This is a genomic window from Nocardia cerradoensis NBRC 101014, from assembly GCF_000308535.1.
GTDB classification, from domain to species: Bacteria; Actinomycetota; Actinomycetes; order Mycobacteriales; family Mycobacteriaceae; genus Nocardia; species Nocardia cerradoensis.
Genome location: NZ_BAFW01000255.1, coordinates 56,846 through 80,763 on the forward strand (window position 1 = coordinate 56,846; position 23,918 = coordinate 80,763).

General features: G+C 69.4%; 19 protein-coding genes. 9 read left to right on the forward strand and 10 right to left on the reverse strand.

Annotation, left to right across the window (positions count from 1 at the left end):
- The first annotated feature begins 101 nt into the window (after positions 1–101).
- The 5 genes from ON23_RS27385 to ON23_RS27405 all read left to right on the forward strand — a co-directional run bounded on the left by ON23_RS27385 (position 102) and on the right by ON23_RS27405 (position 4,817).
- Complete coding sequence (locus ON23_RS27385; protein ID WP_039781728.1) at positions 102–965, forward strand: DUF4190 domain-containing protein; 864 nt, start codon at positions 102–104, stop codon at positions 963–965.
- Between the two features lie 82 nt (positions 966–1,047).
- Positions 1,048–1,800: a 3-oxoacyl-ACP reductase FabG gene (gene fabG / locus ON23_RS27390; RefSeq protein WP_036507270.1), complete on the forward strand. Its 753-nt coding sequence runs from the start codon at positions 1,048–1,050 to the stop codon at positions 1,798–1,800.
- A gap of 44 nt (positions 1,801–1,844) precedes the next feature.
- Positions 1,845–2,711, forward strand: coding sequence for a carbohydrate ABC transporter permease (locus ON23_RS27395; RefSeq protein WP_039781730.1), 867 nt, complete (start codon positions 1,845–1,847; stop codon positions 2,709–2,711).
- Positions 2,701–3,540, forward strand: a complete 840-nt coding sequence (locus tag ON23_RS27400) for a carbohydrate ABC transporter permease (protein ID WP_051043454.1) — start codon at positions 2,701–2,703, stop codon at positions 3,538–3,540. Before ON23_RS27395 ends, ON23_RS27400 begins: the two co-directional genes overlap by 11 nt.
- On the forward strand, positions 3,537–4,817 hold the full coding sequence (locus tag ON23_RS27405; protein ID WP_039781731.1) for an ABC transporter substrate-binding protein: 1,281 nt from the start codon (positions 3,537–3,539) through the stop codon (positions 4,815–4,817). Before ON23_RS27400 ends, ON23_RS27405 begins: the two co-directional genes overlap by 4 nt.
- Before the next feature lie 6 nt (positions 4,818–4,823).
- On the opposite strand, the gene ON23_RS27410 is transcribed toward ON23_RS27405, so the two are convergent.
- The 3 genes from ON23_RS27410 to ON23_RS27420 form a co-directional block, all read right to left on the reverse strand.
- Entirely contained in the window at positions 4,824–5,825 is a 1,002-nt protein-coding gene (locus tag ON23_RS27410; RefSeq protein ID WP_244970070.1) for a DNA-3-methyladenine glycosylase family protein, read from the reverse strand.
- Between the two features lie 426 nt (positions 5,826–6,251).
- The gene (locus ON23_RS27415) at positions 6,252–9,023 is read right to left on the reverse strand and encodes an FAD-binding and (Fe-S)-binding domain-containing protein (RefSeq protein WP_039781771.1); all 2,772 of its coding nucleotides are present in this window, start codon (positions 9,021–9,023) and stop codon (positions 6,252–6,254) included.
- A gap of 94 nt (positions 9,024–9,117) precedes the next feature.
- A complete protein-coding gene (locus ON23_RS27420; RefSeq protein ID WP_244970071.1) occupies positions 9,118–10,035 on the reverse strand; it encodes an NADP-dependent oxidoreductase in 918 nt (305 codons plus the stop codon).
- 169 nt (positions 10,036–10,204) lie between these two features.
- Here ON23_RS27420 and ON23_RS27425 point away from each other — a divergent pair, with 169 nt between their 5' ends.
- Positions 10,205–12,085, forward strand: a complete 1,881-nt coding sequence (locus tag ON23_RS27425; protein ID WP_039781774.1) for an ABC transporter ATP-binding protein — start codon at positions 10,205–10,207, stop codon at positions 12,083–12,085.
- Positions 12,086–12,133: 48 nt separating this feature from the next.
- Here the strand turns inward: ON23_RS27425 and ON23_RS27430 are convergent, their stop codons facing one another.
- The 6 genes from ON23_RS27430 to ON23_RS27455 form a co-directional block, all read right to left on the reverse strand.
- Complete coding sequence (locus tag ON23_RS27430; RefSeq protein ID WP_083904266.1) at positions 12,134–13,393, reverse strand: Cmx/CmrA family chloramphenicol efflux MFS transporter; 1,260 nt, start codon at positions 13,391–13,393, stop codon at positions 12,134–12,136.
- 99 nt (positions 13,394–13,492) lie between these two features.
- On the reverse strand, positions 13,493–14,065 hold the full coding sequence (locus tag ON23_RS27435) for a TetR/AcrR family transcriptional regulator (protein WP_039781734.1): 573 nt from the start codon (positions 14,063–14,065) through the stop codon (positions 13,493–13,495).
- An 89-nt stretch (positions 14,066–14,154) separates the two neighbouring features.
- Positions 14,155–15,150, reverse strand: coding sequence for an oxidoreductase (locus ON23_RS27440; RefSeq protein WP_039781778.1), 996 nt, complete (start codon positions 15,148–15,150; stop codon positions 14,155–14,157).
- A gap of 77 nt (positions 15,151–15,227) precedes the next feature.
- Positions 15,228–17,144 carry a hypothetical protein gene (locus tag ON23_RS27445; RefSeq protein WP_051043462.1) on the reverse strand — a complete coding sequence of 639 codons (1,917 nt, stop codon included), beginning with the start codon at positions 17,142–17,144 and terminating at the stop codon, positions 15,228–15,230.
- Between the two features lie 344 nt (positions 17,145–17,488).
- Positions 17,489–18,274 (reverse strand): enoyl-CoA hydratase/isomerase family protein, encoded by a 786-nt coding sequence (locus tag ON23_RS27450; protein ID WP_039781736.1) that lies wholly within the window; start codon positions 18,272–18,274, stop codon positions 17,489–17,491.
- Between the two features lie 147 nt (positions 18,275–18,421).
- Positions 18,422–19,567 carry a DNA polymerase IV gene (locus tag ON23_RS27455; protein ID WP_063821342.1) on the reverse strand — a complete coding sequence of 382 codons (1,146 nt, stop codon included), beginning with the start codon at positions 19,565–19,567 and terminating at the stop codon, positions 18,422–18,424.
- A 90-nt stretch (positions 19,568–19,657) separates the two neighbouring features.
- Between ON23_RS27455 and ON23_RS27460 the strand changes: the two genes are divergently transcribed.
- From ON23_RS27460 to ON23_RS27470, 3 genes are all read left to right on the forward strand, one after another.
- Entirely contained in the window at positions 19,658–20,212 is a 555-nt protein-coding gene (locus ON23_RS27460; RefSeq protein WP_039781738.1) for a TetR/AcrR family transcriptional regulator, read from the forward strand.
- 27 nt (positions 20,213–20,239) lie between these two features.
- Positions 20,240–20,698: a PaaI family thioesterase gene (locus tag ON23_RS27465; RefSeq protein WP_039781739.1), complete on the forward strand. Its 459-nt coding sequence runs from the start codon at positions 20,240–20,242 to the stop codon at positions 20,696–20,698.
- A gap of 86 nt (positions 20,699–20,784) precedes the next feature.
- Positions 20,785–21,402 carry a DUF1707 SHOCT-like domain-containing protein gene (locus ON23_RS27470; RefSeq protein ID WP_051043455.1) on the forward strand — a complete coding sequence of 206 codons (618 nt, stop codon included), beginning with the start codon at positions 20,785–20,787 and terminating at the stop codon, positions 21,400–21,402.
- Between the two features lie 88 nt (positions 21,403–21,490).
- Here ON23_RS27470 and lon read toward each other — a convergent pair whose 3' ends face one another.
- Entirely contained in the window at positions 21,491–23,881 is a 2,391-nt protein-coding gene (gene lon, locus ON23_RS27475) for an endopeptidase La (RefSeq protein WP_051043463.1), read from the reverse strand.
- Positions 23,882–23,918 lie beyond the last annotated feature (37 nt).

Below are 23,918 nucleotides of genomic sequence, written 5' to 3' on the forward strand. Positions count from 1 at the left end.
CCTGAAGAGACGGGGGTTGCGGGTCGCGCCGATCCACCTATTCTTCTCGGTAACGGGCGGGGTCCGCGTGTCCAGGTTCCTGCACGACCGAGAGGAACCACATGGCCCGCAAACAGTACGCGGACGAACGCTGGCCCGAGGTCGCCGAGGAGGAGTACTGGGCCGACGAGCCGGTCTCCGCGGACGACCGCTGGGAGCCGCCACCGCCGCGACGGGCCGCCAATCCGCGAGTCGCCGAACCCTCCGACGAACGCTGGGAAACCACACCGAACCGGCGCCGGCCGGCGGCCGAAGCCGAGGACGATCGCTGGGACAGCGCACCCAATCGTCGCCGCACCGGTCGGCTGCGGGTCGAGGTGCCGCCGATCGTCAATCCGTACGCGATCGTCGCGCTGGTGGCCGCACTGCTCGGATTGTTCCCGGTGGCAATCGTATTCGGGCTGATCGCCTTCAGCCATCCGCGCGGGCGGGTGATGGCGATGTCGGCCCTGTTGCTCGGCCTCGCCGAAGTGTTGGTTCTGGCTGCGGCGCTGGTGCTTTCGGGCGTCACCCTGCCGCACACCACGCTGGGCACGGTTCCCGCCGCGCTCAGCACCGACACCGCCACCTCGAATACCGCGACCTCCCGGACCGTCGCACCGACGACGGTGGTGACACCGCCGCCCACCCCACCGGCCACCACCACGGCCGCTCCCGCCGGGCCCGTCTCGGCGGCCAAGGGTGAGGTGTGCACGCAGGCCCAGGCCGGATTGATCGGGTCCGCGACCGACGGCACCACCCTGCTGTGCCTGCACGGCAGCAGCGGCTATCGCTGGACCGGGCCGTACTCGGTGTCGACGGCGGTGTACGAGGGCGGCGCGAAATGCGATCCCGGTCTGGACAAGACGGCCCGCACCCCGGACGGGCACGCCCTGGTCTGCGAAGGACAGGGACGCAGCAGTATCTGGTCGCTGTGGGTGGAATAGCGGCTGCCGCCGCCGGGGGTGGAATAGCGGCGCGTACCGTTCTCTCACAGCGAATGTTCCGAGAGGTACAGGAGGACCGCCAATGGCTGAACGCGTTGCCGTCGTCACCGGCGCGGCACGAGGCATCGGAGCCGCGATCGCGACCCGGCTGGCTCAGGACGGACTGAAGGTCGGCGTACTCGACCTGGACGCGGCGCACTGCGCCGACACGGTCCAGGCGATCACCGACGCCGGTGGCCGGGCCGTCGCACTGGGCGCCGACGTCTCGAACGAGGATTCGGTCGCTGCCGCGGTGACGAAGCTGGCCGACGAGCTCGGACCGCCGACCGTCCTGGTCAACAACGCCGGCATCCTGCGTGACAATCTGCTGTTCAAGATGAGCGTCGACGACTGGGACGCGGTGATGAACGTGCACCTGCGCGGCGCGTTCCTCATGAGCCGCGCGGTGCAGAAGTACATGGTCGACGCCAAGTGGGGTCGCATCGTGAACATGTCGAGCAGTTCGGCGCAGGGCAACCGTGGCCAGGTCAACTACTCGGCGGCCAAGGCCGGGCTGCAGGGCTTCACCAAGACCCTCGCGCTGGAACTCGGCAAATTCGGTGTCACGGCCAATGCCATCGCGCCCGGCTTCATCGTCACCGATATGACCGCCGCGACCGCCGAGCGGGTCGGCGTGCCGTTCGAGGACTTCCAGAAGGCGGCCGCCGCCCAGATCCCGGTGCAGCGGGTGGGCCGGCCCGAGGATATCGCGCACACCGCGTCGTTCCTGGTGAGCGAGGGCGCCGGCTTCGTCTCCGGGCAGGTCGTCTACGTCGCCGGCGGTCCGCTGGACTGAGTGAGCCCGTCGCCGGCACCGGGCGCCCGGTAGCGTCACCTGCTGTGAACCGACGAGCGGTTCGTCGTGCCGTGACGAGTTGGGTGCTGCTGGCGCCGAGCCTGTTCGGGATCGGGGTCTTCCTGATCCTGCCGATCGTGCTGGTCGGCTGGCTCAGCCTGCACAGCTGGAATCTGCTCGGGCCCATGGAATTCGTGGGCCTGCGCAATTGGCGCTCGGTGCTGTCCGATGGCGCGTTCGGCCACTCGCTGCTGGTGACGGGTGCGCTCACCCTGCTCGTGGTGCCGCTGCAGACCGTCCTCGGCTTCGCGGTGGCCGCGCTGCTCGTGCGTCGGCGTGCCGGTGGTGCGTTCCGGGTGCTGTTCGCACTGCCCTGGATGTGCGCGCCGGTGGCGGTCGGCGTGATCTGGCGCTGGCTGTTCGCCCCCACCGACGGTGCGCTCAACGCACTACTGGGCCGGCGGATCGAATGGCTGGCCGATCCGGCGCTGGCCCTGCCTTCGGTTGCGGCGGTGAGCATCTGGTCGAACGTCGGCTATGTGGCCCTGTTCTTCGTCGCGGGTCTGCGGGCGATACCGCCGGAGATCCACGAGGCGGGGGCGCTGGACGGGGCCACCGGCTGGCGGCGGATTCGCTGGCTGACACTGCCGCTGCTGCGGCCCACCCTGTTCTTCGTGCTGGTCACCGGGACCATCACCGCGTTCCAGACCTTCGACACCGTCTACGCGCTGACCAAGGGCGGTCCGGGCGAACGCACGAATATGGTGGCGATGCAGATCTTCTCGGAAGCGTTCGACGCGGCGCGGCCCGGGCGGGCGGCGGTCATGGCGATCGTGGTGTGCGTGATCATGCTGTCGATCACCGTGCTCCAGCACCGCTACTTCCGCACCAGGACCAGCTATGAATTCTGATGTCCGGCATCGGCGTTCAGCGGCGGCGCGGTCGGTTGCCGCCTACCTGCTGCTGCTCGCGGGCGCGGTGTGCACGGTGGCGCCGCTCGTGCTGGGCGCGTTCACGGCCGTGAAGACGCCGGGGCAGTTCGCCACGGAATCTCCGCTCGCACTGCCGGATCCGACGACCTGGGACAACTTCCGCGCCGTGTTCGACCAGGGGTTCGGCCGTGCGGTGCTGGTGACGGCGTTGATGACCGCGTTCATCACCGCCGGGCAGCTGATCACCTCCATCGCCGCCGCATACGCGTTCGCCTGCACCGAGTTTCGCGGCCGCGATCTGCTGTTCTGGATCTATCTGGCCACCATGATGGTGCCGCCGATCGTCACGCTGATTCCGCTGTATCTGATGTTCGCGCACCTGGGGTGGCTGAACACCTTCTGGGCGCTGGTGCTGCCGTTCGTCTTCGGCTCGCCGTACGCGATCTTCCTGCTGCGCCAATACTTCCGGGGCATACCGCGCGAGTTGATCGGGGCGGCGCGGTTGGACGGCGCGAACACCCTCGATGTGATCGTGCACGTCGTGGTCCCGATGAGCCGTCCCGTTCTGGCGACACTCGCGGTGATCACCGTGGTGACCCAGTGGAACGGCTTCCTGTGGCCGCTGGTCGCCGGCTCGGGCCGCTGGCAGGTGCTCACGGTAGCGACCGCGGATCTGCAGACCCGCTACAACGAGCAGTGGACGCTGGTGATGGCGGCGACGACGCTGGCGATCGTGCCGCTGCTGGTGCTGTTCGTGGTGTTCCAGCGGCAGGTGCTGCGTTCCGTCGCATGGACGGGCCTGAAATGAGAGCCGTGAAGACCTCGACGCTGAACGTGCTCGCCGTCGCGCTCGGCATGGTCCTGCTGGTGACCGCGGCGCTGTGGCTGGGTCACGACGGTGCGGGCGGGACGGGTCGCACGGTGATCCGGCTGCGGATCTGGGATGCGAGTTTCGTACCGGCCTATCGCGCCGCACTCGACGAATTCCAGCGAGCCGAACCGGATGTCGAGGTCCGGATCACGGTGGTGCCGTGGGCGTCCTATCAGCAGAAATTGCGGCTCGACGTGGCGGGCGGCACGGTGGACGACCTGTTCTGGACGAATCTGTACACCGATTACGCCGATGCCGGGCGGCTGGCCGATATCGGCGCGATGCTGGGCCCCGACGCGGTGCGGCAGTGGGATCCGGGCGCGGTGGAGCAGTACACGCGCCACGGAAAGCTCTGGGCGGTACCGCAATTCGTGGACGGTGGTACGGCGGTCTATTACAACCGCGACGTGCTGACCGCGGCCGGAATCGACCCCGCGGAGCTCGCACGCGCGACCTGGAATCCGCACGGACCGGATTCCTTCGAGCCGTTGTTGCGCCGGATCACCGCTGCCGTGCCGTGGGCTTACAACGCGGCCAACGATTTCCAGTCGCTGTCGCTGCCGTATCTGGGATCGGCGGGTGGGCGATTCCAGGACGGGGATCGGTACGTCTTCGACAGTCCACAGGGTGTGGATGCCTTCGGATATCTTGTGGGCCTGGTTCGGGCGGGGCTCACCCCACCGGCGGCCGATACCCGCAGCGGCAGTGACTTCGCGAAGAACGCCTTCCTACAGGGCAAACTGGCGCTGTTCCAATCCGGGAGTTTCACTCTGGCGCAGATCGCACAGCAGGCGCGCTTCGGCTGGGGGATCGCGATGATTCCGGCCGGGCCCGCGGGGCGGGTGAGCACCGACAATGCGATCGGCATCGCCGCCGATGCCCACACCGCCCATCCCGACGCGGTGCGGCGCGTGCTGACCTGGCTCGGCAGCGCAGCCGGCAACCGCTATCTGGCGGCCGGTGGGCAGACCATTCCGGCGGTGACGGCCGATCAGCATCTGTACCGGGACTATTGGGCGGCACGAGGGATCGACGTGTCACCGTTCTTCGATGTGCTGAACGGGCCGCGCATCGCGTCGGGTGGCGGGCCGGGATTCGCGGCCGCACTGCAGGCGATCGACCCGATCTTCGACGAGATGTTCCTCGGCCGCATCCCGGTGCCCGAGGCCTTGCATCGCGCCCGGACCGCCGCCCAGGCCACGGCGCAGCCCTGATTCAGCTCAGATCCGGCTGTGGTCGACCAGTGGGGTGCGCGGGCCGAACGCCGGCTTGCGCGCCTGACCGGATATCTCGAGCAGCCGGATCGCCCGATAGCGATGCGGGCGTAGCGGTTCGAGATACTCGACCATGCCCTCGTCGTCGAGCGGGCGGCCCAGCAGGCTCCAGCCGACGATCGCGGCCAGATGGAAATCACCGACCGACAGCGCGTCGGCGTCACCGAGGGCCCGCTGCGCGATCTCCGCGGCCGTCCACACCCCGATCCCCGGCACCGCGCGCAGCCGCTCGGCGGCCTGCTCCGGCGCCATCGTCGCGGCGGCCTCCAGCTTCTCCGCCATCCGCGCGGCGGTGACGATCGTGCGCGAACGCTGCGGATCGACATTGGCGCGGTGATAGACCCAGGACGGGATATAGCGCCAGGTCTGCGCCGACGGCGGCACCCGCATCGGCGCGGGCGTCGGCCCCGGCGCCGGTTCGCCGTACTGCCACACCAGCTTTCGATACGACCCGCGAGCGGTGATGGTGTGCACCCGCTGCTCGAGCACGGCCGGCACCAAGGCTTCGAAGACCAATCCGGTGCGGAGCATGTGCAGGCCGGGATGACGCCGGTGCGCCTCGGCGATGCGGGGATGTTCGGGCGCGAAGTCGTCGAGTTCCTCGTCGACACAGAGCATCCGGGGCAGCTGGTCGAGGAATTCCGCCGCACCCGGGCCCCAGGCCCGCGCCGCGACCACGTCGGTGCCGGCCTGGACGAGGCGGTAGGTCACCGGCCCGCTCGGCATGCGCGACGCTCGCCAGTGGGCGCCGTCGGGCGTGACGCGATGGCACGGATCGCCCTGCCCCCGGCGCAGCGGGGCGAGGGTGGCCGCGAGGGCTATCGGCCGGGAGGTGGTGAGGGTACGGGAGTGGCCGCGTTCGGTGCCGCCGTGATTCGCCGGGGAGGCGTTCGTGTGCGGGGAGCGGTGCCGGGGTGGGGTCAGCCCGGATCGGGGGTCCTCGATCATCGGCCTGCCGCGTCCTCGCACCGACCCATTGTGCGCCGCGTGCGGGGGCCGCCGAGCGGGGACCCGCCGGAGAAAGCCCGGTGGCGCGGCGCGGAACGATATCTCGAGGAAACTCTCAGGTGAGAAGATGGCGGAGGTCACGGGTTCGCGCCACCATGTAACGATACGATCACGCACGCCGATTTCGCTGGGGAATGATGTCGACAGCAATCATTCGGCAATGTCACAACGGAGGTGTCCATGCTTACCAACATCCTGAATTGGCTGCTCAGCGCGTGGGGCGGAGTATCCGCCGGTAGCTCGGGCTACCAAATTCCTCCGGGCACCCTGCCGTTCGGCAGCTGATCCGTCACCGCCCGCGCCCGCCGCGCGTCGATGCGGCGGGCGTGCGCGGTTCCGCATCGCCGCGACCTCCGGACATCTGAATCATCGATCGTTCAGATATTGCGCGAGATGACGACCCGGCCGGCCGGCCAACTGTTCGGCTTGGGTTCGACAGGAAAATCCGTCGGCCAGCAGCGGTGTCGCCGCATCGGCCGCACGCAGTGCCGGGAGTAATCCGCCCTCCGCGACCGCGACGGAAATCTCGTAATGCCCGGATTGCATTCCGAAGTTTCCAGCAAGTCCGCAGCATCCACTGATTTCGGTGATCTTCGCACCCGTTCGCCGCAATAACCGGCGGTCGGCGTCGAACCCCGTGACGGCATGCTGATGACAGTGCGGCTGCACCACCACGGTCTCGCCCGAGCGGTCCGGCGGCTGCCAATTCGGTTGCTCCGTCAGGAATTCCGCCAGCGTGCGCACCGCGCGGGCGGTGGGAGCCGAGCGCGGATCGTCCGGGAGCAACTGCGGCAGATCCGATCGCAGCGCGGCCGTGCACGACGGCTCCAGGCCTATCACGGGGCCGCCCGCCCGGACGTGTTCCTCCACCGCGTCGAGCACCGCCCGCAACCGCTTGCGCGCGCCGTCGAGCTGACCCGTGCTGATCCAGGTGAGGCCACAGCACACCCGGCGATCCGGAATGCGCACGCGATATCCGGCCGATTCCACGAGTTCGACGGCCGCCCAGCCGATTTCGGGGGCGAAGGCATCGGTGAAACTGTCGATCCACAGCATCGCCACGGGACCGTCGGGATGCCTGTCCCGTCCGCGATGCGCCCACTGAGCGCGGAACGAGCGCGGCGCCAGTCGCGGCGCCGGCCGTCGCGGATCCATCCCGGCCAGGCGCATACCCGTTCGCCGTAGCCATCGAATACCGGTGAGCGCGTTCACCGTTCGCGGCATTCTCGTACCCATCGCCAGCCACCGCGGCAACCGGCCGAGGACATAGTGGTCGATCGGTCGCGGCCGTCCTTTGTACGCGCGGTACAGCGTCTCGGATTTGTAGGTCGCCATATCGACACCGGCCGGGCAGTCGGACGAGCAGGCCCGGCAGGACAGGCACAGATCCAGCGACTGCGCGACCGCCTCGTCACGCCAGTCCAGGGCGCCGCGCACGACCTCCTGCAGCACCCGGGCGCGGCCTCTCGTGCTGTCCTTCTCATCGGCGGTGGCGAGGTAGGACGGGCACATGAAACCGCCGGTCGAGCGGGTGTCGGCGCGACATTTTCCGACGCCGACGCAGCGATGCACGGCCGCGCCGATATCGCCGTCGGCGGGGAACGGGAAACCGCCCGCAGTCGGAACCCGTCGCAGCCCGGGCAGACGCAGGTGGGTGTCGACCGATTCGGGCCGGACCAGAACCGCCGGGTTGAGAACCGCGTCCGGATCGAAAAGCCCCTTGAATTCGGCGAATACGCGCAGGGCGTCCGGTGAGTACATGCGCGACAGCAGTTCCGAACGGGCGCGGCCGTCTCCGTGCTCACCGGAGGCCGAACCGCCGTACCGGACCACGAGATCGGTGGCGTCGAACAGGAAGTCGCGGAACCGTTGCGGCGCACGGGCGATCGGAAGGTCGAGGCGGACGTGGATGCACCCGTCTCCGATATGGCCGTACAGCAGGCCGTCGACGCGGTGATCGCCCATCAGCCGTTCGAAATCGCGGAGGTAGTCACCGAGACGTTCGGGCGGGACGGCGGCGTCCTCCCAGCCCGGCCAGGCCGGTTCGCCCCCGGGTGTGCGCCCGGCGAGGCCGGCGCCGTCGGCGCGAATCCGCCACAGCCGCGCGGCCGTCCCGGCGTCGGTGACGATCCGGGTGTCGAGAGCGCCACAGGCGGCGGTCACCGCGGCCGCGCTGTCATACGCCGATTCCTCGGTGTCTCCGGCGAATTCGACGAACAACCAGGCTCCGCCGACTGGTAGTTCCGGTACCGGGCGTCCGTGCGCGCGCACGACATCCACCAGCCGCGCGTCCAGGCCCTCGACCGCGATCGGACGGCCCGCCATCACCGCCTTCACATCGTCGGCGGCGGCGGGCATATCGGGATAACCGAGAACCGCGACCGCGGTCGCGTTCGGCAGCGGAACCAGATCCACGGTCGCGTCGAGAACGAGGCCGCACGTGCCTTCGGACCCGACGAACGCCTTGGCGATCGACGCACCGCGTTCGGGAGTCAGATACTGCAGGCCGTATCCCGAGGCCTGCCGATCGAAGCGGCCCACCTCGGTGCGCAGGGTCGCCAGATTGCGGCGGGTGAACTCCGCCAGTCCGGGCATCACCGAGAGATCGTCCGCCAGTACGCGCTCGGCGCCGGTGCCGTCGAGGATGCGCAGCCCACGCACGGTATCGGAGGTGCGACCCCAGGACACCGCGCGCGGGCCGCAGGCATTGTTGCCGATCATGCCGCCGAGGGTGCAGCGGTTCTGCGTCGACGGGTCCGGCCCCAGTCGCAGGCCGTGGCGTCCGGCGGCCTGCTGCAGGCCGGACAGTACGACACCCGGCTGCACTCGGGCACAACGGCTCTCGGCGTCGATGGACAGCACGGCGTTCATGTACCGGCTGAAGTCGAGCACCAGTCCGGGCCCGATCGCATTGCCCGCCACGGATGTTCCGCCACCGCGTGCGGTGATCGGCTTGCCTTCCTCGCGGGCGAATCGCACGGCCGCGGCAACATCCTCGTCCCCGCGCGGGTAGACGACCGCCGCCGGCAGGACGCGATAGTTCGAGGCGTCCGAGGAGTACTCCGCGCGGCGGCGCGCGTCGTCGTCGACCTCGCCGTCGATCCGGTCGCGCAGGGCCCGCACCCAGGAGTCGGTCATATCGCCAGCGTAGAACGCGAGGACCCGTCCGCTCACCGCTCGGGATCGCCACGCACGGCGAGACCCGTTCGGCCGCCGCGTGCCGGCGAGCCGGTTACGGGAGCAGGACTATCTTGCCGAGTCCGTGACCGGTTTCGCTGTCGCGCTGGGCGGCGGCGGCCTCGGACAGCGGGTAGGTACGCGCCGCCCCGGGCAGGCGGAATTCGCCCGCGGCGACCGACTGCGCGACGCGTGCCACGATGTCGAGGGCGGGGCCGCCGGTGCGAGCGAAGAAGGTGACGCCCTTGTCGGCGGCGGCGCCGTCGGCGATGGTGATGATCCGATCGGTACCGCCACGCAATTCGATTGCGGCGTCGAGGAATCCGTGACCGGCGCAGTCGTAGACCGCATCGATGCCGTGCGGCGCCAGCTCGCGCACGCGCTCGGCGACGCCGGCGCCGTAGGTGGTCGGGATCGCACCCAGCGTGCGCACGACCTCCTGATTGGCGGCCGAGGCGGTGCCGACGACCGTGGCGCCGCGAGCCCGGGCCAGCTGCACCACGAACGCGCCGACCGCGCCGGAGGCGCCGTTCACCAGCAACGTCTCACCCGACTTCACGGCCAGTTCGTCCAGGCCGGTCCCGGCCGTATTGGCGGCGACCGGGATGGCGGCGGCCTCGGCGAACGACAACTCGGCCGGTTTGGCGACCAGTTGGGTGCCCAGCGCGTACTCCGCGTAACCGCCGCCCTGAGCCCAGCCCAGTACCTCGTCACCCGGCCGGAACCGAGCCTCGGGTCCGGCGGCGTCGACCACGCCGGCGATCTCGAATCCGGCACGGCGGGGGAATCCGGGCGGACCGGGCATCAGTCCGGCGCGCATCTTCCAATCGGCCGGATTGACCCCGGCCGCCCGGATCGCCACCCGCACCCGATCTCCGGTGGGGTCCGGAATCGGCACCTCCACCTGCGTCAACACCTCGGCCCCGCCCACTCGCTCGTACTGGATCGCTCGCATGCTGTGGTTCGACGACATGATTCGACCTTAGGAGGCCGGCGACCGGCAGCCGGGCGCAGCGCCGCAGCGCACGTCACCCGGCGCGTTTCGCTCGTGGCGAACCGGGACTACTTGCTCTCAACCTTTGTTGAGGTCTTAGTGTCGGTGGCCCGGGGTTGAATGAGCCCGGCAGCGGAAGGAGATGCGGATGAGCATCGAATCGGTCGCGTGGAGTCAGCTGTACCGGCAGGCGCACGCACCCCAGCAGCGGCGTGGTCTGCGCCGGGAGACGGCCGCGCGCATTCTGCGATTCGCGCGACCGCATCGGGCTCAGCTCATCGGCTTCCTGATCTTCAGCATCGCGTCCGCGTTGCTCACGGTGGCCAATCCGGTGCTGGCGGGGCGAGTGGTCAACGACATCGTCGGCCATGCCGCGCCGCGCTCGGTGCTCACCCTCGCCGCGGTGATCGCGCTGGTCGCCGTGCTCGACGCGGGCCTGGGCATCGTGATCCGGTGGTTGTCCGCGCGGATCGGGGAGGGATTGATTCTCGATCTGCGCACCGCGGTGTTCGATCACGTGCAGAAGATGCCGGTCGCCTTCTTCACCCGCACCCGCACGGGAGCGCTGGTCAGCCGGCTCAACAACGACGTGATCGGTGCGCAGCGCGCGTTCAGCACGACCTTGTCCGGCGTGGTCACCAATATCGTGACGCTGCTGTTGACCGTGGCGGTGATGGTGCGGCTGTCCTGGCAGATCACCCTGCTGGCCCTGATCCTGCTGCCGCTGTTCATGTTTCCCGCCCGCAAGATGGGCACCCGGATCGCGAGCATCCAGCGGGAAGCCGCCCAGCTCAACGCCTCGATGAGCACGCAGATGACCGAGCGGTTCTCGGCACCCGGCGCCACCCTGGTGAAACTGTTCGGACGCCCGGATCAGGAATCCACCGAATTCGCGGTGCGTGCCGGACGGGTGCGCGATATCGGCGTGCGGACCGCGATGCTGCAGACGGTGTTCGTCACCGCGTTGACGCTGGTGTCCGCGCTGGCCGTGGCATTGGTCTACGGCCTCGGCGGCTGGTACGCACTGCGCGGACAGCTCGACGCCGGCGCCGTGGTCGCGCTGTCGCTGCTGCTGACCAGGCTCTACACCCCTCTGACGGCGCTGGCCAGTGCGCGGGTGGACATCATGTCGGCGCTGGTGAGCTTCGAGCGGGTCTTCGAGATTCTCGATCTGAAGCCGCTGATCGAGGATGCGCCGGATGCGGTGGCGGTTCCGGCGGGCCCGGTGTCGGTGGAATTCGACCGGGTGCGTTTCGGTTACCCGTCGGCCGACAAGGTCTCCCTCGCTTCGCTGGAGGATGTGTCGACACTCGACCATCGCGGCGGCAGCGAGGTGCTGCACGATATTTCGCTGCGCGCCGAGCCGGGGCGGATGATCGCCCTGGTCGGATCCTCCGGCGCGGGTAAATCGACCATCGCCCAACTGGTTTCGCGGCTCTACGATGTGGACGGCGGCGCGGTCCGGCTGGGTGGCGTCGACGTGCGGGACCTGAGCACCCGGTCGATCCAGGACACGGTCGGACTCGTCACCCAGGACGGCCACCTGTTCCACGACAGCATCCGCGCGAATCTGCTGCTGGCCCGGCCCGAGGCGAGTGAGACGGAGCTGTGGGACGCGCTGGAGCGGGCCCGGTTGCGCACGGTAATCGACGGGCTGCCCGACGGTCTGGACACCGTGGTCGGCGAACGCGGATATCGGTTGTCCGGCGGTGAACGGCAGCGATTGACCATCGCCCGGCTGCTGCTCAAACAACCGCGGGTCGTCATCCTCGACGAGGCCACCGCGTCGCTGGACTCCACCTCCGAGGCCGCGGTCCAGGAGGCCCTCACCGAGGCACTGGAGGGACGGACCGCACTGGTCATCGCGCACCGGCTGTCGACTGTCCGGAACGCGGACGAGATCCTGGTGATCGAGGACGGCAGCATCGTCGAGCGGGGCAGTCATGCGCAGCTGCTCGCCGAACAGGGCCGGTACGCGGAGCTCTACCACACCCAATTCGCCGACGATACGGAAGTCGCTGCGGCATAAGGGATCAGCGCGGAGGTGCGGTTCGCACCTCCGCGCCGGCATCCGTTCCTACAACTGCGCCGGGACGCCGGCCGCGCTGTCGTCGGCAGCCCCGGATCGCCGGGATGTACCGGCAGTCGGCGGTCCCGCGATTTCCGCCGTATCGGAGCGTTCCGCCGTACCCGAACGCGTCCCACCCGCGGTCCGGCTCAGCCCGACCAGGCCCAACGCGAGCACGCCCAGACCCGCGCCGATCCAGCCCACCACCGAGTAGTCCGCGCCGGCGCCGATGGCGAGTCCGCCCAGCCAGGGGCCGAGCGTGATGCCGATGTTGAACGACATCACGTTGCCCGCCGCGCCGAGCGTTCCGGCGGCCGGGGCGAGGCCGAACACCCGGCTGTTCAACACCGGATTGGTCCCGAAACCGAAGGCGCCCAGCAGAAACGACACCACGACGACCGCCGCCCAATAGTGCGCGGTCAGCGCGAGTATCACCGAGGCGAGCACCAGACCCGAGATGCCGACGGTGAGGCTGCGCAGCGGATGGGCATCCGCGGTGCGTCCGCCGATCACGATGCCGGCGAACGAGCCGAGGCCGTAGACGCCCAGCACCACCGGCACCCAGTTCTCGCCGATCCCGGTCGTCTCGGTGAGCAGGGCGCCGAGGTAACCGAAGGTGACCAGCAGCGCGGCGGTGGCCGTCACGGTGGTGGCGTACAGCAGCGCCACCGGGCGGGTGGCCAAGGCGCGCAACTCCTTTCGCACCGGCGGCGCCTGCTCGGCGCGCTGTTCGGGCACCGCGATCGCCACCGCCACCATCACCAGCGCACATCCCGCCGCGACCGTCCAGAACGCCGCACGCCAGCCCAGATGCTGACCGATGAAGGTACCGGCGGGGAGTCCGAGGATGGTCGCGATGGTCAGGCCGCCCGCGACGACGCTCATCGCCCGCCCGCGCGCTGTCGGCGGTACCGATCCGACCGCGGTCGCCGCAGCCGCCGACCAGAATCCCGCGTAGACGAAGGCGCCGATGACGCGGGTGCCGATGAGGACGCCGTAGTCGGAGGTCAGCGCCGCGACGACGTGGGTGGCGACGAAGACGGCGAGGAAGGCGAGCAGGGCGGTGCGCCTCGACCAGCGCGCCGTGACCACGGCCAGAATCGGCGCGCCCACCAGCATGCCGACGGCGAAGGCCGAGATCAGCAGGCCGGCCTGTGGAACGGTGACGCCGAGATCGGCGGCCATTCCCGTGAGCAGGCCGGACAACATCATCTCCGAGGTGCCCTGCGCGAATATCGCCAGGCCCAATATGTATACCGCCGAGGGCATGTCGTTTCCTTCCAGTTTTGGATCATTCAGTTCAAAATGAAGCCGCGCATAGCCGCGGATCACTGCCGGAACATGTGACGGACCGTCCCGGCCGATCGATCAGAGGCAGCGCAGGGCAACCTCCGCGATACCGGCCAATGTGTCCCGGGAGGCGCCGCCGCGCGCCGCGACCCGCATACCGCCGATGGTGGCGACGACGAATTGGGCCAGATCGGACGGATCGGCTCGCTCGTCGACCTCACCCGACGCCTGCCCGGCGCGGATCGCGCCGACCAGCGCGGACATCCGACGATCCAGATCGGCACGCAGCAGCGCGGCCACCTCGGGATCGCGGGGGGCCATCTCGACGGTCGTGTTCACGACCAGACATCCCAGCGGATCGTCCTCGGGCGCATCGACCACACGCCGCAGCAGCGCCTCGATCTTGTCGCGCGCGGAACCGGGACCGTCGAGCAGTTCGAACGTATCCGCGTTCTTGAACTCCATGTACCGCCGCAGCGCCCGCTCGAACAGGTCGTGCTTGCTGGTGAAGGTGTTGTAGATACTCGAGCGGCCCAGCCCGGTGGCCGCACAGAGGTCCTGGGTGGACATGCCCTCGTAACCGGCGCTCCAGAAAGCGCGCATGGCCGCGTCCACCGCCCCCGGTTCGTCGAACTGCTTGGGTCGTGCCATGCGGTCAGGCTAACACGTTTTGGATAGATCAGTTCAAAATATTGCGTGAGCGAATGGCGGGCGTTCGATTCCAGGCGCCCGCCGCTCGATCAGAATTCGCCGGCCACCGCCAGAACCGTGCGGCCGGAGTGGTGGCCGCCGCGGATGGCGTGCAGCACCGCCTCGGCCTCGGTGACCGGCGCGATATTCTCCAGCGTCGACAGATGCCGGGGCTTCAGGTCCTTGCCGAGCCGGGCCCACAGCGCGCGCCGCTGGTCGATCGGGAAGTTCACCGAATCGATGCCGAGCAGCCCGACACCACGCAGGATGAACGGCATGACCGTGGTGGGCAGTTCGGTCCCGCCGGTCAGGCCGCTGACGGCCACCGACCCGCCGTAGCGGACGGTGCTGAGGATGTGGGCGAGTGATTTACCACCGACGCTGTCGACCGCGCCGGCCCACTGCGCCTTACCCAGCGGGCGAGGCTTCGCGTCCGGATCCTCGGGCAGGCGGCCGATCACCGCGGCCGCACCGAGGGTGGACAGCAGTTCGCCCGCATCGGTCTTTCCGGTGGAGGCGGTGACCTCGTAGCCGAGGCCGGACAGGATGTCCACCGCGACACTGCCGACGCCGCCGGTCGCACCGGTCACCAGCACCGGCCCGTCCCCCGGGGCCAGGCCGCGGTCGAGCAGCGCCTGCACGCTCATGGCCGCGGTGAATCCGGCGGTGCCGAGCGCCGCCGCCTCGCGCGGGCTCAGGCCCTCCAGCTTGACCACCCATTCGGCGGGCACGCGCGCGTATTCGGCGAAGCCGCCGTTGTGCGCGACGCCGATCTCGTACCCGTGCGCGATCACGAGATCACCCACCGTGAAGGCGGCATCCTCGGAGGCCACCACCTCGCCGGTCAGGTCGATGCCGGGGATGATGGGGTAATTGCGCACCACGCCGCCACGCGGGGTGATGGCCAGCCCGTCCTTGAAGTTCGCACTCGAATAGTGCACCTTGATCGTCACCGTGCCCGGGCCGAGGAAGTCCTCGCCCACCTCCTCGCGGGCCAGTACCACGCCGTCGTCGGTCTCGTGCGCAACCATCGCCTGGAACTGCATGCGTCCGAGCATAGGGCGGGCGGACGCCCCGCGGCTACGACCGGCTCGCAGCCGCACCCCGTTCGGCACGTCGGCGATCAATGCCCGAATGCGGCGACCCCAACCGGACCGACACCGACGCACACATCCAAACCTGGGGTACGTGAACCGATTCGCAACACCTCACCGCTGCCGACCACATGGACGAACACCGTGTGGACCCCCGCACGCACCGGCACCACCACCGCATCGCCGTGTTCCATCGCCACGGTGAGGTGGCCGTCCTGATTCGCGAAATAGTTGAGCTGCGCGGTCCACCCGTGCTCGATCATGGGCCCGTCCAGCCACAGCGCCACCGGGTCGGAGCCGTCGACGCGGTATCCGCAGCCGGGTTCGGGACCGGCGAGGATGCGGCGATTCCACCAGACCGAGGCGTCGACGAGTTCGCCGTCGTCGGTGATCATCCGCAGGTGCGGTGTGGACGTGCCGAAAGCGCCGTCCGGGGCGATCGGGCCCAGCACCTGGGCGATGAGATTCTGCGGATAGGTCATCGGCGTCAGCACGCCCCAGGGCACCTCCTGCTCCAGGAGCGGTGCGCCGTCCCGATCCGCGAACGCCGCACGGGCATTCGTGAGATAGGTGCGCGTAGGCGAGATTTCCCACGAGCGCGCGAACGAGACGGTGGTGCAGACGCTGCTCACGACGAAGGCCGCTGTCAGCACGATCGCGACGGCGTGCGCAGCCGGCACCGGACCGGGTGATGTCGGTCCGAGCGCGTCCGCGTTCCGGCTCCTTGTTCGCGGCCGAGCAGCCAGCAGCAGGGCGGTCGCCGCGGCCAGCACCACCGCCACGTCGGCCAGGTAGCGCAGCGACTGCATGAGTTCGGCGGCGGTGTTGGGGCCACCGCGGATCAGGACGATCGGAAGCTGAACGGCCAGAACGTATCCCACGACCAGGATCCACACCGGTAGCACGCGGCGGCGCAGTCGCAGTGTCACCAGGACCACCGCGGCGAGGATCAGCCAGGCGGGCACGACGGTCCATCCCGGCGGCGTGGCCCACGGTGTCGACGGCAGCCAGCGCGCCCAGACCCACGGGCCGCCCAGCAGGGTCGGGAGGATCCCCAGGGAGGTGGCGCTGTGGAGAAGTCGTCGCGCGCCGGCGAGGCTGGTGTCGACCGCGATGTGGTCGGCGACGGTGAGGTAGGCCGCGCCCCAGCCCGCCAGGATCAATGCCGAACCGGCCCACAGCGCCGCGCCCGTGCGCGCCACGTCGCGAGTCGACGCCCACACGCTCGGGCCGCCACGATCGCCCGCCCGCTCGGGGTCCTCGGGAGGCGCGGCGGCATCGCGCGGGCCCGATTCCCCTTCGCCCGCGGGCGAATCCGCATCGACGGTGCGGGCGCCGACCACGTACCGCTCCAGCACCGCGACAGCGAACGCGACGAACGGCACCACCACCGCTTTCTCGAAGAACATCAGCCCCACGATCAGCACCAGCACACCGGAGACCGCGTAGCGCCCGCGTCCGGTGCGCACCAGCAGCACCGCATCCGCGATCACCCAGGCCAGCGCGAACTGCAGCGGCAGGGCGTTCAGCGAGGCCGCCCACCAGGCGAAGGCCGGAAGGGTCAGCGGACAGAACAGATAGCCGATCAACGGAACCAGCACGGCCCAGCGGACCGCACCGGCTCGCCGTGGGACCAGCACCAGCAGCATGCGCAGCACCGCGACCGAGGCGGCGAGCTGCAGCAGCAGCATGGTCACCACCGGCCCGGCCCACTGCAGCGGCGCGATCCGGGTCACCACCCACGCGGTCACGAAGGCCAGCGGCATGAAATGGCCGTCGTGGTCGTAGAGCAGCAGATCGGCGGACCAGAGCGGATACCGGTCGGCGCGACCCACCAGGATGAGATCGTCCCAGTAGAAATAGCCGCGCCCAGCCACCCACCCGCGCAGCGCGATCTGCGCGAGGATCAGCAGCACCGCCACCAGCAGTACGGGACGATGGGGCACCGCGCGCAGGCCGGCGAAATCCGCAGTACTCCGGAGTCCCGAGAATCCGCGCGGTACCGCACGCGTCGATCCGAGGCTGTCCGCGGCCGACGGGCCGCGGGGGGCGACCTCCGTCGTGCTGTCGATCGGAGTGCCGGACGAGGCGATCTCCGCGACGGCGCCGGTAGGAGCGTTCTCGTGACCGCTCCTGTCCCCGCGCCCGCGATCTCGGCGCACATCGCCACGCCGCCGCGCCGACCACGCCGGGACCGGCGCCCACCCGCGTGCGAAGCCGGGCGCCGAGAACATGGCACCCCACCCTAGTGGCCCGCGACCGGGTTCGCTCGTGGTGACGGCTCAGTCCCTCACTCGAAGACGGGAGCGCGCTTGCCGAGGAAGGCCGCGATGCCCTCGGTGCCGTCGGGCGAATCGGCACAGGCGGAGATGAACGCCGCCTCGCGCGCGGTCTGCTCTTCCAGCGTGTGCGAGGAGCTCACCAGAAGGAGCTTCTTGACGCTGGCATTCGAATGACGGGGGCCCGCCGCGAATTCCGCGACCAGTTCGTCCACGGCGGCGGCGAGTTCGGCATCCGGCACCACGCGATGCACGAGATTCCAGTCCAGCGCCTCGGCCGCCGTCAGGGTGCGGTTGGTGAACATCAGTTCCTGCGTGCGGCGCAGGCCGATCAGGCGCGGCAGGTAGTAGGACGCGCCGCCGTCGGGACTCAGCCCGGCGCGGGTATAGGCCATGGTGAACGCCGCCGATTCACCCGCGAGGACCAGATCACCGGCCATCGCCAGGCTGAATCCGGCGCCCGCGGCGACACCGTTGACCGCCACGACCAGCAGGGCATCCATCCGGGCGAACGACGAGAGCGCCTCGTGCAGGTCGTCGGCCAGACCCTTCACGTAGTGGCCGGCGCCGCCGCCCTGGGCAGCCATGGCCTTGAGGTCGCCGCCGGCGGAGAAGAACCGGCCCGCACCGGTCAGCACGACCACCTTCAGCGCGGGATCGTCCACACACTGCCCCGCGATATCGGCCAGTTCCCGGCCGAGGACGTGGTCGATACCGTTCGCGGCCTTCGGCCGGTTCAGGGTGATCCGGGCGACGGGGCCGGTGCGCTCGAAAGTGATCGTCTCGTACTCGCTCATGGGCTGCCTTTCGGTCGAGTCTGCGGGCCCAGCATGACAAACGGCCGCACCGCGTGCGACGCCGCCACCACCGAGACATATCCGGCATCCCGGCACGGAAACGGGGCCTCGGGCTACTGCAGGACTTGGGCTATTGCGGGACTCGGGCTATTGCGGGACGAGTTCGAGTCGCACCCCGAGCAGCCGGACCGGCCGATCGAGCTCGAACCGGTCGATGATCTCGAGTGCGACCGCGGTGATCGCCTCGGCGTCGATCGTCGGTTCGGGCAACTTCTTCTGCTTGGTGCGGGTGTAGAAGGTGTTGGTACGCACCGTGACCCCCACCCGGGTGCCGATCCGGCCGGCCGCGGCCATCTCCACGGCGACCTCGCGGGCCAGCCGTGCGACCTGTGCGCGAATCTCCTCGCGATCGGTCAGATCGTGCGGGAAGGTTTCGGACTTGCTGCGGCCCACCGGAATTCGCGGCTCGGTCACCACATCGGTATCGCCGGCGCCGTGGCCGAGCACCCAGAGGTACGGGCCGGTGGCGGGACCGAATTCGGCGGCCAGGACATTCCGGTCGGCGGCCGCCAGCTGGGCGACGGTGTCGATGCCCAGGGCCGACATCCGCTGCGCGATGCGAGTGCCGATACCCCACAGCGCGCTGGTCGGGCGGTGCGCCATGAGTTCGTTCCAGTTCTCCGCGGTGAGCCGGAAGATTCCCGCACCGGGCTCGGCGGTCCGGGAGGCCACCGCTGCCTCGCCTGCCGGATGCGGCTGTCCCGCAATCTCCTTCGCAACCGGGCCGTCGCCCGCGGTGCTGTTCGCGTCCGTACCCTTGCCGACGCTCTTCGCGAATCCGGTCGCCAGTTTCGCGCGTAATTTGTTGTCGCCGATACCTATCGAACAGGTGAGGTTCAATTCGGCTATCGCACTGCGGATTTCGCGTGCGAGCCGTTCGGGATCGTCGGTGTCGGCGGCGAGGAAGGCCTCGTCCCAGCCCAGCACCTCGACCCGCACCGGGAACCGCCGCAGCACCTCCATGACCTCGTCGGACGCCTCCTCGTAGGTGGTCATGTCCAGGGGCAGGAACACCCCGTCCGGGCATTTGCGGACCGCGGTGCGCAGCGGCATTCCGGCCCGCACACCGAAGGCCCGCGCCGGATACGACGCGCAGGTGACCACCTTGCGCGGTTCGTTCGGATCTCCGTTGCCGCCCACGATCACCGGCTGCCCGCGCAGCTCGGGATGGCGGCGGAACTCCACCGCCGCCTGGAATTGGTCGAGGTCGACATGCAACAGCCACCTGGCCACGAGACCGTTCTTACCGCACGGCACCGACAGCCGGAGGGACTTCGCAGGTAGCGCCTTGCGCCGATACCGAAACAGAACTAAATTCTGGTTATGAAGATTCGAGATCGGTTGCTGCTGGCGGCCGAGCGGCAGTTCGCCGAGCACGGGGCGCTCGACGCGACGCTGAGCCGGATCAGGGCCGACGCGGGAGCGAGCGTCGGCGCGCTGTACCACCACTTCCCGGACAAGGCCGATCTGTACCGACAGGTGTGGGCCAATGCGCTGGCCGACTACCAGCGCACCTTCTGGGCGAGCATCGCCGACAGCACCGACGCCGAGAGCGGAGTCACCGCCGGCGTCACCGAGCATCTGCGCTGGGTCACCGAAAACCAGTACCGCGCAACAATTCTCATGTCGCCCCGGCCGCCCGGAGTGCGCGACAGCGACAGCAACCGGGAATTTCTCACCTCCGTCGCGCGCTGGTGGCGCACCCACGCCCGCTACGGCACGGTCCGCGACCTGGAATTCGACCTGCTGTACGCGCTGTGGCTGGGCCCGGCGCAGGAGTATTCGCGGCAGTGGGTGAGCGGCAGCATCCGCACCGCGCCGACCGATGTCGCCGCGGAACTGGCCGCCGCAGCGTGGAAGTCGTTGCGCAACAACTGACAGCTCCGACAGCAGAGGACAGTGCATATGGAAGACCCGACAACCGACAAACTCACCGTGGAGCAGGCCCGCGCGGTGCTGGCCGCGCAGCCGTTCGCGCAACACGTCGGCACCGAGATCACCGAGTTCGAGGGCGGTGCGGCCACTTTGGTGATCGATGTGGGGCCCGAGCACGCTCAGCAGTTCGGTTTCGTGCACGGCGGGGTGATGGCCTATCTGGCCGATAACGCGCTCACCTTCGCCGCCGGATCCGCGCTGGGCCCGAACGTACTGACCGGCGGCTTCACCGTCACCTACCTGCGACCCGCGCGGGGCGGCCGGCTTCGCGCGCACGCGACGGTCACCGACGCCACCCGCCGCCAAGCCGTCACCCGTTGCGAGATCTATTGCGACAGCGATGGTTCCAGCACGATATGCGCGGTCGCGCAGGGAACGGTGCGCGTGGTCGAGCGCGCTCTGCCCACCAACGGATCGCGCGAACCGTAGGTGGAGACTTCCGCGCAGCGCCGACCGATATCCGGGGCGTCCGATCGCACGTAGGATTTCGGCATCACCACCGAGAGGATGTGCCGATGACCGAATCCCCGGACCGCCGCCCGGACATCGCCGAACGCCGCTCGGAGCCCGCGGTACGTATCACCGATCACGAACGCGCGCAGGTGGAGCGGCTGCTGCAGCTGGCGCTGCGGGACGGCTCGCTCGATCTCGCCGAGCTGGACCGGCGCTTGGCCGCCGCCTACGCCGCGACCACCCATGACGAGCTCGCCGCCGTGACCGCCGATCTGCCGGTGGCCGCGACCCGCGAACCGCTGGTCCTGACCACGGTCAGCGGGTCGCTGCGCAAAGACGGCCAGTGGATCGTGCCGGCCGAGATCACCGCCACCGCGGCCTCCGGATCGGTGCGATTGGATTTCACCGAGGCGATCTGCCCGCACGCCGTGGTGGAGCTGCATGTCGGAATCGCCTCGGGCAGTGTCCGATTGACGGTTCCGCGCGGCTGGCAGGTGGATGTCGACCGGGTGGCGTTCGTCAGCGGCAGCGCGAAGAATCGGGTGAACGAGCCCCCGCTGCCCGGATGCCCGACCCTGCGCGTGGACGGCTCGATCACGTCGGGATCCCTGCGCGCCGAGTATCCGAAACCACCCCGTCGCGGCTTCTGGGCCTGGCTGTTCCGCAGGCCACGCCGGTAGCCGAGGCAGCGAACAGGCCCCCATACGGCAGAAGGGCCGCCCACCCGAAGGTGAACGGCCCCTCGACCATTGATCACGCGACCATTGATCACGCGGTCGCCGCGAAGGCCTTCCCGTCATAAGCCGGTTCGGTGACCGGTTCGATGGCGTAGGCCAGGATGTCGGCCACGTCGGCGACGGGGCGGACGTCCAGGGCGGCCAGCACCTCGGCGGGGACCTCGTCCAGATCCGGCTCGTTGCGAGCCGGGATGAACACGGTCTTCAGGCCGGCGCGCTGGGCGGCGAGCAGCTTCTGCTTCACGCCGCCGATCGGCAGCACCCGGCCGTTCAGCGTGACCTCACCGGTCATGCCGACATCCGCGCGCACCTGCCGGCCCAGGGCCAGCGACACCAGGGCGGTGACCATGGTGACACCCGCGGACGGGCCGTCCTTGGGCACCGCACCCGCCGGGAAGTGGATGTGGATGTTGCGATCCAGCACCTTCGGTTCGATGCCGATCTCTTCCAGGTGTGAGCGCACATAGGTCAGTGCGATCTGCGCGGATTCCTTCATGACGTCACCCAGCTGACCGGTCAGGGTCAGCGAGCGTTCGCCCTCGGCGGCATTGGCCTCGATGTAGAGGACATCGCCGCCGGCGCCGGTCACGGCCAGGCCGGTCGCGACACCGGGAACCGAGGTGCGTTCCACCGAATCAGGGGTGAAGCGCGGACGGCCCAGGTAGTCCTTCAGATCGCCGAGACCGATCACCAGCGACTCGGAATCGGCTGCTACACCGGTCTTTTCGCCGTAACCGAGGGCGGGATCGTAGCCGAGGTCGATCACCGTGGCATCCGAATCACCGTCCGCCACAACCGTCTGCGCACCGAACTCGTCCTGCGACAACCGAGTCGCCGCCTTGCGCAACGCCTTCGCGAGCAACCGCTCCAGCTGACGCACGCCGGCTTCCCGGGTGTAGTTGGCCGCGATCTCGCGCAGGGCCTCGTCGGTGAACGACACCTCCTCGGCGGTCAGCGCATTCCGTTCCAGCTGCCGTGGCACCAGGAAGTCGCGGGCGATGGCCACCTTGTCGTCCTCGGTGTACCCGTCGACGGTGATCAGTTCCATGCGGTCCAGCAGCGGGCCGGGAATGGTCTCCATGACATTCGCGGTCGCGATGAACAGCACATCGGACAGATCCAGGTCCAGATCCAGGTAGTGGTCGCGGAAGGTGTGGTTCTGCGCCGGATCCAGCACCTCGAGCAGCGCGGCCGCCGGATCACCCCGGAAGTCCGAGCCGACCTTGTCGATCTCGTCCAGCAGGACGACGGGATTCATCGAACCCGCCTCCTTGATGGCACGCACGATCCGGCCCGGCAGGGCGCCGACGTAGGTCCGCCGGTGACCGCGGATCTCGGCCTCGTCACGCACACCGCCCAGGGCGACGCGCACGAACTTGCGGCCCAGCGCCCGCGCCACGCTCTCACCGAGCGAGGTCTTACCGACACCGGGAGGTCCGGCCAGCACCATCACGGCACCGGAGCCACGGCCGCCGACGACCTCCAGGCCACGCGCGGCCCGGCGGGCGCGCACGGCCAGGTACTCGACCATGCGGTCCTTGACCTCTTCCAGACCGTGGTGGTCGGCGTCGAGCACCGCACGAGCCGCCGAAACATCGGTGCTGTCGGTGGTTTTCACCGTCCACGGCAGATCCAGGACGGTATCCAGCCAGGTGCGGATCCAGCCCGATTCCGGACTTTGATCGCTGCTGCGCTCGAGCCGGTCGACCTCGCGCAGCGCGGCCTCGCGGACGTTGTCAGGTAGCTCGGCGGTCTCCACCCGGGTGCGGTAGTCGTCCGCACCGTCGGGCTCGCCGTCACCCAGTTCCTTGCGAATCGCGTTGAGCTGCTGACGCAGCAGGAATTCCCGCTGCGACTTCTCGACGCCCTCGCGCACATCCTCACTGATCTTCTCGGTGACCTCGACCTCGGCGATGTGGTCCTTGGTCCACCCGATCAGCCGGGTCAGCCGCTCGGCGACGTCGGGAGTGTCGAGCAGTTCGCGCTTCTGCTCAGCGGTCAGATACGGGGCGTAGCCGGCGGTATCGGCCAGGGCCGACGGGTCGGTGAGCCGGTTGACCACGTCGATGACCTGCCAGGCTTCGCGACGCTGCAGCACCGAGACGACCAGCTGCTTGTATTCGGCGGCCAGTTCCTTGGTGTGCGCATCGGGTGCGGGGGTGTCGACCGGTTCGGCCTCCACCCACAGCGCGGCGCCCGGGCCGGTGACCCCGTGCCCGATCCTCGCCCGCTGTTCGGCCTTCAGCACCGCGGCGGCGGCGCCACCGCGCATCCGGCCGACCTGTTCGATGGTCGCGATCACACCGTAGGCGGCGTAGCCCTCGTCCAGACGCGGTGCGAGCAGCACCGAGTCCGACTTCGCGGCCCGTGCGGCGTCGATGGCGGCCTGTGCGGATTCGTCGAGCTCGATGGGGACGACCATGCCCGGCAACACGACCGGATCGGTCAGAAACAGCACC